This window comes from Pseudomonas sp. EB271-G4-1, assembly GCF_058791355.1.
Genome location: NZ_JBYTEO010000002.1, coordinates 25,308 through 38,597, shown reverse-complemented (window position 1 = coordinate 38,597; position 13,290 = coordinate 25,308). Strand labels below are relative to the sequence as shown.

Genomic DNA, 13,290 nt, shown 5'->3' with positions numbered 1-13,290 from the left:
TTACGCGTTGTAATGCTTTTCGCCCCAGGCCAGCAGGCCTTGCAGCAATTCTTTCAATACCACCTGCGTCGGCCCGGCCAGGTCCGGCCGATAACGGAACGGTTCGAACTCTTCCATATAGGTGCACTGGCCCAGCTCCAGTTGCACGGCATGAATGCTTTCCGCCGGATTGCCGTAGTGACGGGTGATGTGCCCGCCCTTGAAGCGCCCGTTCAGCACATGGCTGTAGTCCGGGTGGCGGTCGCAGATCGCTTCCAGTTGAGTTGCAAGCTGTGGATCGCAACTGGCGCCGTTGAAGGTGCCGAGGTTGAAATCCGGCAGTTTGCCGTCGAACAGGTGCGGGATGATCGAGCGAATCGAGTGGGCATCAAACAACAGTGCATAGCCGAACTCGGCTTTCAGTCGCGCCAGCTCGTTGTGCAAGGTGCTGTGGTATGGCGTCCAGATCTGCTCCAGATAGGTAGCGCGCTCTTCTTTCGAAGGCTCCATTCCCTCATGGAACAACGCAGTACCGTCGAACAGCGTTGCCGGGTACAGGCCGGTGGTGGCGCCGACATACAAAGGCTTGTCGTCGGATGGCCGGTTCAGGTCGATGACAAACCGCGAGTATTCGGCGGCCAGGGTACTGGCACCCAGTTCGGCGGCGAAATCGTACAGCTGCGGGATGTGCCAATCGGTGTCCGGCAGGCTTTTCGCTGCGGGGATCAACCCGGCTTCGACCGCAGGGGTCAGGCGCACACCGGCGTGGGGCATGCTGATCAGCAGCGGCACGCGGCCTTGTTTGAAGTTCAGAACCTTATCCACAACTGTTCTCCTAAACGCTCGTCTCGACGCCGTGACGCACGACGCGTTTTTCCAGGTCGCCGCCCAGCCAGTAGCACAGGTCGGCCGGACGATCGATTTGCCATGCAACAAAATCGGCTACCTTGCCCGCCTCCAGCGAACCGTGGGTAGCGGCCATGCCCAATGCCGTCGCGGCATGAATCGTCGCGCCAGCCAGGGCCTCTTCCGGGGTCATACGGAAACAGGTGCAGGCCATGTTCAACATCAGGCGCAACGACAGCGCCGGCGAGGTGCCGGGGTTGAGGTCGCTGGCGATGGCGATTTTCACGCCGTGTTTGCGCAAGGCCTCCATCGGTGGCAATTGGGTCTCGCGCAGGAAGTAGAAAGCGCCGGGCAGTAACACGGCCACTGTGCCGGACTTGGCCATGGCGATGGCGTCGTCTTCGGTCATGAATTCCAGGTGGTCGGCCGACAGTGCGTGGTAACGCGCCGCGAGGCTCGATCCGTGCAGGGAAGAAAGCTGCTCGGCGTGCAGCTTCACCGGCAAGCCCAGTTCCCGGGCAGTGACGAATACGCGCTCAACCTGGGCAGGGGAAAACGCCAGGTATTCGCAAAAGGCATCCACCGCGTCCACCAGCCCTTCGGCGGCCAGGGCCGGGAGCATTTCGCAGCAGACGTGATCGATGTAATCGTCGGCGCGATCGGTGTACTCCGGCGGCAAGGCGTGAGCCGCCAGGCAGGTGCTGCGTACGCTGACCGGCAGCTCGGCACCGAGGCGACGGGCGACCCGCAGCATCTTGCGTTCGTTGGCCAGGTCGAGGCCGTACCCGGATTTGATTTCGATGCTGGTGACACCGTCGCGCATCAGGCTTTTCAGGCGCTTGGCGGCGCTGGCGAACAGTTCATCTTCACTGGCTGCGCGAGTGGCACGCACGGTGCTGGCGATACCCCCGCCGCTGGCGGCGATTTGCGCGTAGCTAACGCCTTGTAGACGCTGCTCGAATTCACCGCTGCGGTTACCGCCGAACACCGTGTGGGTATGGCAGTCGATCAGGCCCGGCGTGACCCAGGCCCCGTTCAAATCATTGACCACCGGGTACTCGCCGGACGGCAGTTCGCTGCGCGGGCCGACCCATTCGATGAGTGCACCGGCCGTCACGATGGCCGCATCCTCGATGATCGAGTAGACGCCCTGGGCCATGGTTGCGACGTGGCAGTGTTGCCAGAGGGTTTTCATTCGGTTCCTCCGATGGTTGATCGTTCCCACGCTCTGCGTGGGAACGATCGGTTGGGGGCGGGTTAGAGGCTAGGCAGCAACTTCGCCGCGACCAATTCATTCAAGCAACGCGAAGCCAACAACTCAGTCGCCGCATTGATGTCCGGCGCAAAGAAGCGGTCCTTCTCATAGAACGGCACTTCCTTACGCAGGATGGCCCGAGCCTTTTCCAGCTTCGGCGACGTCTTCAGGCCATTGCGCAGGTCCAGGCCCTGAGCGGCGGCCAGCCATTCCACAGCCAGGATGCCACGGGTGTTCTCGGCCATTTCCCACAAACGCTTGCCTGCGGCCGGAGCCATGGACACGTGATCTTCCTGGTTGGCGGAAGTCGGCAGGCTGTCCACCGAATGCGGATGGGACAGCGCCTTGTTCTCGCTGGCCAGCGCCGCTGCGGTCACTTGGGCGATCATGAAGCCGGAATTGACGCCGCCATTGGCCACCAGGAACGGCGGCAGTTGCGACATGTGCTTGTCCATCATCAACGAAATGCGACGCTCGCTCAGGGAGCCGATTTCAGCAATGGCCAAGGCCATGTTGTCAGCGGCCATGGCCACCGGTTCTGCGTGGAAGTTGCCGCCGGAAATCACGTCACCTTCTGCGGCAAATACCAGCGGGTTGTCGGATACTGCGTTGGCTTCGATCGCCAGCACTTCGGCAGCCTGGCGGAACTGGGTCAGGCAGGCGCCCATGACTTGCGGCTGGCAGCGCAGGGAGTACGGGTCCTGGACCTTTTCGCAGTTCTGGTGAGAATCAGAAACTTCACTGCGCTCGCCCAGCAGGTCGCGGTAGGCGGCAGCGGCATCGATCTGGCCTTTCTGGCCACGGGCGGCGTGAATGCGTGCGTCGAATGGCGAGCGCGAACCCAGGACCGCTTCAACGGTCAGGCCACCCAGAGCCAGGGCTCCAGCGAACAGGTCCTCACCTTCGAACAGACCGCGCAAGGCGAAAGCCGTGGATACTTGCGTGCCATTGAGCAATGCCAGGCCTTCTTTCGCAGCCAGGGTCAGCGGAGTCAGGCCAGCGACTTTCAGCGCTTCGCTCGCTTCCATCCACTCGCCTTTGTAGCGCGCCTTGCCTTCACCCAGCAGTACCAGCGACATGTGCGCCAACGGGGCCAGGTCGCCGGACGCTCCGACCGAACCTTTCAGCGGAATGTGCGGATACACCTCGGCGTTGATCAGGGCGATCAGCGCGTCGATGACTACACGACGAATACCGGAGAAACCACGGCTCAGGCTGTTGACCTTGAGCACCATGACCAGGCGCACCAGCGCGTCGCTAATCGGCTCGCCGACACCAGCAGCGTGGGACAGCACCAGCGAGCGCTGCAGGTTTTCCAGGTCTTCGCTGGCAATGCGGGTCGAGGCCAGCAGGCCGAAACCGGTGTTGATACCGTAGGCGGTGCGGTTTTCGGCGAGGATCTGCTCCACGCAGGCGACGCTGGCTTCGATCTGGGCCGCGGCGCTGTGGTCGAGGGTGATTTTGACCGGTTGCTGATAAACATCACGCAATTGGGCAAGGCTCAGTTGGCCAGGAATCAAGTTAAGCGCAGTCATTTCATGCTCCTTTTGAGAGTTTGTTATTAACTACCAGACGCTCCGGATTGATCCGTTGTCCGTCGCTTCCCTCTTTTTGAAAGGGCTGGCGCCTTGGCACGCTGGTTTGGTATGGAAATCAGTTCAGATTCGGTAAAGCCTTTTGCAACAAAGCCGGGTCTTTCAATACGCCGGCAGCGGCGGCGATGTCCGGCGCCAGCCAGCGGTCCTGATCGTAGGCCGGAACGCGTTCGCGCAGCAGGCGCCACGCGGCATCGGTGCCGGCCCCGAAACGCTGTTCTTTCAGGAACTCGAAAGCCTGGGCCGCCAGCAAGTACTCGATGGCGAGAATCTGCGTGCAGTTTTCCAACGCGCGGTGCAGCTTCAATGCGGCGTTGGTGCCCATGCTCAGGTGGTCTTCCTGCAAGCCCGAGGTGACGTAGTTGTCGAGCACCGCCGGTTGCGCCAGTTGGCGATTTTCCGCACACAGCGACGCAGCGACGTACTGCACGATCATCATCCCGGAGTTCACCCCCGGGTTGGCCACCAGGAACGCCGGCAGGCCGCTGACGTGCGGGTTGATCAAACGGTCCAGGCGACGCTCGGCGATGGAGCCGATTTCGGCCATGGCAATCGCCAGCAGGTCTGCCGCCATTGCCACGGACTGGCCGTGTGGATTGGCTTGGGACATGACGCGGAAGTTGTCCGGCGTACCCAGCAACAACGGGTTATCCGTGCAGCCATTGAGTTCGGTTTCGATTTGCTTGATCGCGTGCTCAAGCTGATCGCGAGCGGCGCCGTGCACTTGCGGAATCGAGCGGATACTCAATGCATCCTGCGTACGAATGCCTTTGCTTTGGGCAATCACTTCACTGCCATCGAGCAGCGCCCGCAAGTTGATCCCGACCTGTTGCATGCCCGGATGCGGCTTGAGGGCGATGATCTCGGCATCGAACGCTGCAATCTGGCCACGCTGGGCCTCGAAGCTCATGGCGCTGATCACATCGGCCCATTGCAGCAGGCGCGTGGCGTCGGCAATGGCCAGGCAACTGAGGCCGCTCATGCACGGCGTACCGTTGACCAGGCACAGGCCGTCCTTGGCGCCGAGTTGAACCGGTTGCAGGCCCTCTTCGGCCAACGCTTGTTGCGCCGAGACGACTTGCCCGCGATAGCTGACGTTGCCGACACCCAGCAGGGCGATGCTGATGTGGGCCATGTGGGTCAGGTAGCCCACCGAACCCTGAGACGGCACTTGCGGAGTGATGCCGCGATTGAGCAACGCCAGCAAGGCTTCGACCACTCGGCGATGAATGCCGGATTTGCCGTGGGAATAGTTGCGGATCGCCGCGCACATGATCGCGCGAGTCTGCTCGTCGGCCAGTGGAGCACCCACGCCACAGGCGTGACTGAGCAAGGTATTGCGCGACAGTTGGCTGAGTTGTTCGTCTTTGAGCGAGACGTTGCACAAAGCGCCCAGCCCGGTATTCACGCCATAGGCGCGTTCGCCGCTGGTGACGATGCGCTGGACGATCGCCTGGGCATTTTCGATGCGTGCCCAGGCCTGCTCCGACAGCTCAAGCTGTGCGCCATGGCGGGCTACGGCAACCACATCCTGCCAACGCAACGGGGCATCGGCGATAACGATTTTTTCAGCCTGGGACATCTTCAACCTCTTGATCCTGATCGTTCCCACGCTCTGCGTGGGAATTCCGCCTGGGACGCTCCGCGTCCCGAAATCAACGTAAGGCTCGAGCCCTGCGCATGGGTGACGCAGAGCGTCACGGGATGCGTTTCCACGCAGAGCGTGGGAACGATCATCTTTAAACCACCGCCGCCCGTCGCTGCACGAACCGGTCGACATACTCATCCGCTGGCGAATGCAGGATCTCTCGCGGCGTGCCGACCTGGATCAGGCGGCCGTCCTTGAGGATCGCGATGCGGTTGCCGATGCGCACAGCCTCGTCGAGGTCGTGGGTGATGAAGACGATGGTCTTGTGCAGGGTCTTCTGCAGTTCCAGCAACTGGTCCTGCATCTCGGCGCGAATCAGCGGGTCGAGGGCACTGAAGGCTTCGTCCATCAGGATGATGTCGGTGTCCGCCGCCAAAGCACGGGCCAAACCCACACGTTGACGCATGCCGCCGGAGAGCTGGTGCGGGTATTTGTTCTCGTAGCCCTTGAGGCCCACGGTGTTGATCCAGTGCAGCGCGCGCTCGGCGCACATCTGCTTGCTTTCGCCACGGATTTTCAAGCCGTAGGCGACGTTGTCCAGCACGCTCTTGTGCGGCAGCAGGCCGAAGCTCTGGAACACCATGCTGATCTTGCGCCGGCGAAATTCGCGCAGGGCTTCCATGTCGTATTGCAGGATGTCCACACCGTCCACCAGGATCGCGCCGCTGGTCGGGTCGATCAGGCGGTTGAAGTGACGTACCAGGGTGGATTTTCCGGAACCCGACAGGCCCATGATCACGAAGATCTCGCCGCTGCCGATGCTCAGGGACAAATCGTTTACCCCGACCACGCAGCCGGTTTCGGCCAGCACCTGATCCTTGGTCTTACCCTGGCCAACCATCGCCAGGGCATCCTTGGCGCGGTTGCCGAAAATCTTGAAGACGTTCTTGACTTCAATCTTGCTCACGGTTGCGTTGTTCATTTGCTCACCTCATGCCGTGCGCGACCGTACGCTTGTGTTATGCGGTCGATCACCACTGCCAGAATCACGATCGCCAGACCGGCTTCCAGGCCGCGTCCAACGTTGAGGGTCTGAATCCCCACCAACACGTCTTCGCCCAAGCCACGGGCACCGATCATCGAGGCGATCACCACCATCGACAGGGCCATCATGGTGGTCTGGTTGATCCCGGCCATGATGCTCGGCAGGGCCAGCGGCAGTTGCACGCCGAACAGTTGCTGCCAACGGTTGGCACCGAAGGCGTTGATCGCTTCCATCACCTCGCCGTCAACCTGGCGAATACCCAGGTCGGTCAAACGGATCAGCGGTGGCGCGGCGTAGATCACGGTCGCGAAAATCGCCGGAACCTTGCCCAGGCCGAACAGCATCAGCACCGGGATCAGGTACACGAAGCTCGGCATGGTCTGCATGATGTCCAGCAACGGCATCAGTACCGAACGCAGGCGATTGCTGCGCGCCGAGAGGATGCCCAACGGGATGCCGATCAGCACCGAAATGACCGTGGCCACCATCATTAGCGCCAGGGTCTGCATGAGCTTGTCCCAGAGGCCAACCGCGCCCACCAGGAACAGTAAGCCGACGATCACGGCGGTGGTCACGACTTTGCGGGTGGCATGCCAGGCAACGCCCGCCACGATTGCCAGCATCAGCCACCAGGGCGCCGCACGCAGCAGCCCTTCAAGATTGACGATGGCCCACAACAGGGTGTCGGAGATGCTGCGGAACACATCGCCGTAGTTGGTGACCAGCGAATCGACCCAACCGTTGACCCAGTCGGCGATGGAAAAGGTAAAGCTTTCGGGAAACATAAGAGACTCTCAATCAAGGGGTTGCGATCAAGCATCCGACAGCCGTTACCGACCGCCGGAGAAGCCCAACCTACAAGGCCGCGTCGATTTTCTTGGCTGCGTCTTCACTTACCCAGGCGTGCCAGACTTCAGGATGTTCCTTCAAGAAGATCTTGGCCAGTTTTGGCGACTCGATCCGCTCTTTGGTCATGCGACCCAGATTCTGGTTCAGCAGGTCGATCGGAATGTTGACCTTGTCCAGCACGGCCACCAGTTCCGGTGCTTCGTCGTGGAAAGTCTTGGACAGGCCGACCTTGATGGTCACGGTCTTGTTCACACCGGGTTTCTCTTCGAGCTTCACTACGTCGACCTGGCCCATCAACGGCGTTGGCGACCAGTAGTAGAAAAGGATCGGCTCGCCGCGCTTGTAGCTAGACAGTACGGCGGCATCCAGCGCCGGGCCGGTGCCAGGGCGGAAGTTGGTGTAGGTGCTTTCCAGGCCGTAGCTCTTGAGCATTTCGCTGTTGTCCAGCTCACAGGTCCAGCCGGCCGGGCAGTTGTAGAAACGCCCTTTGGATGGCTCTTCAGCGTCCTTGAACACGGCGGAGTATTTGCCCAGGTCAGCGATGTTTTTCAGGTCCGGGGCCTTGGCTTCCAGCTTGCGCTTGGCATCGCCTTCGATCACGTAGCGCGGCACGTACCAGCCTTCGATCGCGCCGACGACGGGAGCGCCGACACCGACGACCTTGCCAGCCTTCTCTGCCTTGTTCCAGACCTCGCTGCGGCCGACCCACTCTTCGGCGAACACCTGGATATCGTTGCTGCTCAGGGCGTTTTCCATGGTGATGGAGTTGCCCGGCAGGCTGTCGGTCTTGCAGTCGTAGCCTTTTTCCAACACGACTTGCATCACGTCGGTCAGCAACATGGCGCTTTCCCAGTTCAGGCCGGCGAATTTCACCGGTTTGCCCGACTCGCACCAACCCGCCGCCTGAGTGGCGCCGGCACTGGCGAGCAGGCCCATGGAAAGCAATGTGGTCAGCAGGGTCTTGTTCGATTTCATTGTAATGACGCTCCTAATCATGAATTGGCTTACGGCAGTCAAGAGGCATCCAGCCCTGTCCACGTCCAATCAGGCCTGCGCCGCAGCACGACCGGCCCTGCTTGTTATAGGTTTTACAACGCTGTCCTGCTCGACCGGCAGGATCAGGTGATCGGGCACTGAGCCGTGCCATTTTTTCGCACACACGTAGTACAGGGCTGCAGGGATCACCAGACCGATGATCCAGGAGATATCCACCCCTCCGAGGGCATTCACCAGCGGACCGGTATAGAACTTGGTGGCGATGAACGGCAGCTGCACCAGCACACCGAAAACATAGACGCTGATACCAAGGGCGTTCCAACGACCGTAGCGACCGTTCGGATCGGCCAGCGCAGGCACGTCATAACGCTCGCGGGTGATGCAGTAGTAGTCCACCAGGTTGATCGCGCTCCATGGCGTGAAGAACGCCAGCAGGAACAGGATGAAGGACTTGAACGCACCAAGGAACGAGTGCTGGCCGAGCAATGCCATCAGGGTCGCAGCACCGACGATGCCCAGCACGAACACCAGACGCTGCAAGCGCGTTACTTTCAGCTCACCACGGAAACCGCTGATGATGGTCGCGATGCACATGAAGCTGCCGTATGAGTTCAGTGTGGAAATGGTGACCTTGCCGAACGCGATGCTGAAGTACAGCAGCGCAGCAGTGGCACCGGTACCGCCCAGGCCGACGATGTAGGCCACTTCGTGACCGGCGAATTGCCCGTTGGCCGAAGCGGCAGCGAACACGCCGAGGATCATCGCCACCTGTGCACCAATCACCGAACCTGCGCCAGCGGCAAAAAAGGTTTTCACCGAGGAAGTCTTGCTCGGCAGGTAACGTGAATAGTCGGCCACGTAAGGGCCGAAAGCGATTTGCCAGGACGCCGCAAGCGACACCGCGAGCAAGAAACTGCTCCAGCTGAAGTGGCGGATCTGCAACAGTGCGCCAACGTCAACCTGGCTCATCAGACGGCTGAACAGGTAAACAAAGGCAATCACACCAATGACACTGGCAACACGGCCGATCCAATGGATCACCCGATAACCGAGCACCGTGACCAGCACGATGACACTGGCGAAGATGAGGATCCCGACGCTGTCGCTGACGCCAAACAACTGGCCCAGCGCCTGGCCGGAAAGCACGGTCCCTGTTGCGGTGAAACCGAGGTACATCAGGCACACCAGCACGATCGGGATCGCCGCACCATACACGCCGAACTGCACGCGGCTGGAGATCATTTGCGGCAGGCCAAGCTTGGGGCCTTGCGCGGCATGCAACGCCATTACGCCGCCGCCGAGCACTTGCCCGATCAGCAAACCGATGAACGACCAGAACACGTCACCACCCAGCACCACGGCCAGGGCCCCGGTGACAATCGCGGTGATTTGCAGGTTGGCACCCATCCACAGGGTGAACTGGCTAAACAGACGACCGTGTCTTTCCGCTTCCGGGATGTAGTCGATCGAACGTTTCTCGATCAACGGTTTGTTGCCTGCACGCTCGCTGCTGACAGCCATGATTCAACCTCTGTGGATTGTTTGTCGATGTCGTTTTTGTTCTATGTAGGAGCTGCCGCAGGCTGCGATCTTTTGATCTTCGGCGTCACTGATGACGCCAAAAGATCGCAGTCTGCGGCAGCTCCTACAGGTTATGCGTCGGGCCACCCATTACAGGCGGCCCGCATTTTTATTTACCGGTGATCATCGGCAGGTTCAGCCCCTGCTCCTTCGCGCAGTCGATCGCGATCTGGTAACCGGCATCGGCGTGGCGCATGACGCCCGTCGCCGGGTCGTTGTGCAGGACGCGGGCGATACGCTCGGCCGCTTCATCGGTGCCGTCGCAGACAATCACCATGCCCGAGTGCTGGGAGAAGCCCATGCCGACGCCGCCGCCGTGGTGCAGGGAAACCCAGGTCGCGCCGCTTGCGGTGTTGAGCAGGGCGTTGAGCAGTGGCCAGTCGGACACGGCATCGGAACCGTCCTGCATCGATTCGGTTTCGCGGTTCGGGCTGGCAACAGAACCGGAATCCAGGTGGTCGCGACCGATCACGATGGGCGCCGACAGCTCACCGCTACGCACCATTTCGTTGAACGCCAGGCCCAGCTTGGCGCGCAGGCCCAGGCCAACCCAGCAGATACGTGCCGGCAGGCCCTGGAAGCTGATGCGCTCGCGCGCCATGTCCAGCCAGTTGTGCAGGTGGGCGTCGTCCGGAATCAGCTCTTTTACCTTGGCGTCGGTCTTATAGATGTCTTCAGCGTTGCCCGACAGCGCAGCCCAACGGAACGGGCCGATGCCACGGCAGAACAGCGGACGGATGTAGGCCGGTACGAAACCCGGGAAGTCGAATGCGTTTTCCACGCCTTCTTCCTGGGCCATCTGACGGATGTTGTTGCCGTAGTCGAAGGTCGGGATGCCTTGTTTTTGGAAGGCGAGCATCGCCTTGACGTGCACGGCCATCGATTGCTTGGCGGCCTTGATCACCGCAGCCGGTTCGGTCTTGGCGCGGGCGCGATACTCGTCCCAGGTCCAGCCAGCTGGCAGGTAACCGTTGAGCGGGTCGTGGGCGCTGGTCTGGTCGGTGACCATGTCCGGGCGCACGCCGCGCTTGACCAGTTCCGGCAGGATTTCAGCGGCGTTACCCAACAGGGCGATGGAGATCGCCTTGCCTTCCTTGGTGTATTTGGCGATGCGCGCCAGAGCGTCGTCGAGGTCTTTGGCTTGCTCGTCGACGTAACGGCTTTTCAGGCGAAAATCGATGCTGACCTGCTGGCATTCGATGTTCAGCGAGCATGCACCGGCCAAGGTGGCAGCCAGAGGCTGCGCACCACCCATGCCGCCCAGTCCGGCGGTCAGTACCCACTTGCCTTTAAGATCATCGTTGTAGTGTTGGCGACCGGCTTCGACGAAGGTTTCGTAGGTGCCCTGGACGATGCCCTGGCTGCCGATGTAGATCCAGCTGCCGGCGGTCATCTGGCCATACATGGCCAGGCCTTTGGCGTCGAGCTCGTTGAAGTGCTCCCAGCTCGCCCAGTGCGGTACCAGGTTGGAGTTGGCGATCAGGACGCGCGGGGCGTTGGCGTGGGTCTTGAACACGCCGACCGGCTTGCCGGATTGCACCAGCAGGGTCTCGTCGTCATTCAGGTTGGTCAGGCTCTCGACGATCTTGTCGTAGCACTCCCAGTTACGTGCCGCACGACCGATACCACCGTACACCACCAGTTCCTTGGGGTTCTCGGCGACTTCCGGGTCGAGGTTGTTCATCAGCATGCGCAGCGGCGCTTCGGTCAGCCAGCTCTTGGCGGTCAGCTTGTTACCGCGGGCAGCGCGGATTTCAACGTCACGAAACTTGGTAGTTTTATTGTCAGTCACGAAAAAGACTCCTCAGCGATCAATCCAAACCAACCCTGGCGGTGGGTAAGCCAGCCTGTGCGCGTCAACGCGCCACAAGCGAATCAGTGGACGTTGCGGGGAGTCTCGACCGACTCATACGCATACGTCTTTACTTGTACATACAAGCATATGCAATCAAGCGGCCAACTTGTTGGATGAGCATTCAAGAAAAATTCTGAAATGGCTGGAGAGCGCCTGGATCAAGGGCTGCGGCGTAGATGAAAATTTTCGAGGGGATTTTTTGAAGAGGGGTGGCGTTGTTACTTGAACGTGGTTTTGCGCCACGCTGGGGCGTTCGGTAACAAAGTGGTGCGCGTTCGGGAACGCTGGAAAGCAAAAGATCGCAGCCTTCGGCAGCTCCTACAGGGTTTACACCATTCAATGTAGGAGCTGCCGAAGGCTGCGATCTTTTAAGGATTTTGAATCAGCGTGCGGTGAGCTCGATCACGCAGCAGGCACCATTACTGGAGACTTCCAGCAGGCCGGTGTTACCGATGAGTTGCAGGCAATCATGACGACCGAGTTGCGAAGCAGCGTTACCGACCTTCACCTCAAGCGCATCGCTGACGCTGAACACCAGCACAATCCCCGCCTCACTGAAAAACCGTTGCTCACCGCTCAGCCATTGCAGCCGTGCGCTGTAACATTGCGGCGCGTATATCAGGTTGAAATCGCGGATCGGCCCACCCAGCAAGGTGCACGACACCTGGCTCTCGCCGCTGAAGGCAAATGGATCGATCGGTAACAATGGCCGCGTGACCTGACCGTCGACCGACAGGGTCATGCCATCGCCCTGCAACACGGTGATGATTCGCTCATAGCCGGCGAAGGTGGAAAACCCGCCCGACTCGCCAATGTCGGCGATCGACAGGCGCCAGCCGAAACCGTCCAGGCCAGTCCCGGCATCACGGGTGATCTCTTCGGTGCTGCCGCCGCCGTTTTTCCACGGCATGCGCGGGTAATCTTTGGCGCGTAAAACTTTCAAACTGCTCATTTATGAAAGCGTCCTTCCAGACGATGACGGGAACCGGGGTGGATCAGGCGGGCGGCGGTCACCGGCTGACGGCCGGACCAGGTGCGGCGACGGATCAGCAGGCACGGCTCGCCTTTTTCAATCTGCAGCAACTTGCATTCGGACGGCTCGGCCAGAATCGCCTCGACCACGTGTTCGCCTTCGGTCAGCGGCGCGACCTGGTTCAGATAGGCGTACGGCGTTTGCAAGGTGAAGTCCTGCTTGAGGTAGTCAGGCGCCACCAGTGCGTTGACGAAACGGTCTTCGATTTGCACCGGGATATCGTTTTCGAAATGCACGATCAACGAGTGGAACACTTTCTGCCCTTCACGCATGTCCAGCGCCAGGGCACGTTCGGAGCCTGCGGCCTCTTCTTCAAGAGTGATCACCTTGCAGGTGTGGCGATGGCCACGGGAGGCGATTTCGTCGGCAATGTTGTGCACTTCAAACAGCGCGGACTGGCTTTTTGGCTCGGCGACGAACGTGCCGACACCCTGCATGCGCACCAACAGACCGTCGGCGGTCATTTCGCGCAACGCGCGGTTGATGGTCATGCGGCTGAAACCCAGCTGGCTGACCAACTCGCTTTCCGACGGAACGCGGTAATGCGGCGGCCAGTTACCGCTGTCGATTTGCTGGGTGATCATCTGTTTGACGCGGGCGTACAAGGGCGCCGGACTGTCGCCCATGTTCGCGGCCAACGGAGAGACTGGAGGCGGAGTCGGCACGGT

At 60.7% G+C, this 13,290-nt stretch carries 11 protein-coding genes; all 11 read right to left on the bottom strand.

Annotation, left to right across the window (positions count from 1 at the left end):
• The gene (hutG, locus tag AC3WWR_RS01220; RefSeq protein ID WP_492598410.1) at positions 1-804 is read right to left on the bottom strand and encodes an N-formylglutamate deformylase; all 804 of its coding nucleotides are present in this window, start codon (positions 802-804) and stop codon (positions 1-3) included.
• 10 nt (positions 805-814) lie between these two features.
• Positions 815-2,020 carry an imidazolonepropionase gene (gene hutI, locus AC3WWR_RS01215; protein WP_492598409.1) on the bottom strand — a complete coding sequence of 402 codons (1,206 nt, stop codon included), beginning with the start codon at positions 2,018-2,020 and terminating at the stop codon, positions 815-817.
• Between the two features lie 62 nt (positions 2,021-2,082).
• On the bottom strand, positions 2,083-3,615 hold the full coding sequence (gene hutH / locus AC3WWR_RS01210) for a histidine ammonia-lyase (protein ID WP_492598408.1): 1,533 nt from the start codon (positions 3,613-3,615) through the stop codon (positions 2,083-2,085).
• Between the two features lie 118 nt (positions 3,616-3,733).
• Positions 3,734-5,257: a histidine ammonia-lyase gene (hutH, locus tag AC3WWR_RS01205; protein WP_033042749.1), complete on the bottom strand. Its 1,524-nt coding sequence runs from the start codon at positions 5,255-5,257 to the stop codon at positions 3,734-3,736.
• 157 nt (positions 5,258-5,414) lie between these two features.
• A complete protein-coding gene (locus AC3WWR_RS01200) occupies positions 5,415-6,245 on the bottom strand; it encodes a quaternary amine ABC transporter ATP-binding protein (RefSeq protein ID WP_020798509.1) in 831 nt (276 codons plus the stop codon).
• Positions 6,242-7,093 (bottom strand): ABC transporter permease, encoded by an 852-nt coding sequence (locus AC3WWR_RS01195; protein ID WP_008058061.1) that lies wholly within the window; start codon positions 7,091-7,093, stop codon positions 6,242-6,244. The genes AC3WWR_RS01200 and AC3WWR_RS01195 overlap by 4 nt, the downstream gene beginning before the upstream one ends.
• Before the next feature lie 70 nt (positions 7,094-7,163).
• Entirely contained in the window at positions 7,164-8,132 is a 969-nt protein-coding gene (locus AC3WWR_RS01190; RefSeq protein ID WP_020798508.1) for an ABC transporter substrate-binding protein, read from the bottom strand.
• Between the two features lie 69 nt (positions 8,133-8,201).
• A complete protein-coding gene (locus tag AC3WWR_RS01185; protein ID WP_492598407.1) occupies positions 8,202-9,674 on the bottom strand; it encodes a purine-cytosine permease family protein in 1,473 nt (490 codons plus the stop codon).
• A 169-nt stretch (positions 9,675-9,843) separates the two neighbouring features.
• A complete protein-coding gene (gene hutU / locus AC3WWR_RS01180) occupies positions 9,844-11,526 on the bottom strand; it encodes a urocanate hydratase (protein WP_083350018.1) in 1,683 nt (560 codons plus the stop codon).
• A gap of 445 nt (positions 11,527-11,971) precedes the next feature.
• Positions 11,972-12,541, bottom strand: a complete 570-nt coding sequence (locus AC3WWR_RS01175) for a HutD/Ves family protein (RefSeq protein WP_492598406.1) — start codon at positions 12,539-12,541, stop codon at positions 11,972-11,974.
• Complete coding sequence (gene hutC, locus AC3WWR_RS01170) at positions 12,538-13,248, bottom strand: histidine utilization transcriptional repressor HutC (protein ID WP_162135916.1); 711 nt, start codon at positions 13,246-13,248, stop codon at positions 12,538-12,540. The genes AC3WWR_RS01175 and hutC overlap by 4 nt, the downstream gene beginning before the upstream one ends.
• Positions 13,249-13,290: the final 42 nt, after the last annotated feature.

What these genes read in the sequence shown, in the direction of transcription:
- hutI (WP_492598409.1), bottom strand. Translation starts at nt 2,020, where the DNA reads ATGAAAACCCTCTGGCAACACTGCCACGTCGCAACCATGGCCCAGGGC.
- hutH (WP_492598408.1), bottom strand. Translation starts at nt 3,615, where the DNA reads ATGACTGCGCTTAACTTGATTCCTGGCCAACTGAGCCTTGCCCAATTG.
- hutH (WP_033042749.1), bottom strand. Translation starts at nt 5,257, where the DNA reads ATGTCCCAGGCTGAAAAAATCGTTATCGCCGATGCCCCGTTGCGTTGG.
- AC3WWR_RS01200 (WP_020798509.1), bottom strand. Translation starts at nt 6,245, where the DNA reads ATGAACAACGCAACCGTGAGCAAGATTGAAGTCAAGAACGTCTTCAAG.
- AC3WWR_RS01195 (WP_008058061.1), bottom strand. Translation starts at nt 7,093, where the DNA reads ATGTTTCCCGAAAGCTTTACCTTTTCCATCGCCGACTGGGTCAACGGT.
- AC3WWR_RS01190 (WP_020798508.1), bottom strand. Translation starts at nt 8,132, where the DNA reads ATGAAATCGAACAAGACCCTGCTGACCACATTGCTTTCCATGGGCCTG.
- AC3WWR_RS01185 (WP_492598407.1), bottom strand. Translation starts at nt 9,674, where the DNA reads ATGGCTGTCAGCAGCGAGCGTGCAGGCAACAAACCGTTGATCGAGAAA.
- AC3WWR_RS01175 (WP_492598406.1), bottom strand. Translation starts at nt 12,541, where the DNA reads ATGAGCAGTTTGAAAGTTTTACGCGCCAAAGATTACCCGCGCATGCCG.
- hutC (WP_162135916.1), bottom strand. Translation starts at nt 13,248, where the DNA reads ATGGGCGACAGTCCGGCGCCCTTGTACGCCCGCGTCAAACAGATGATC.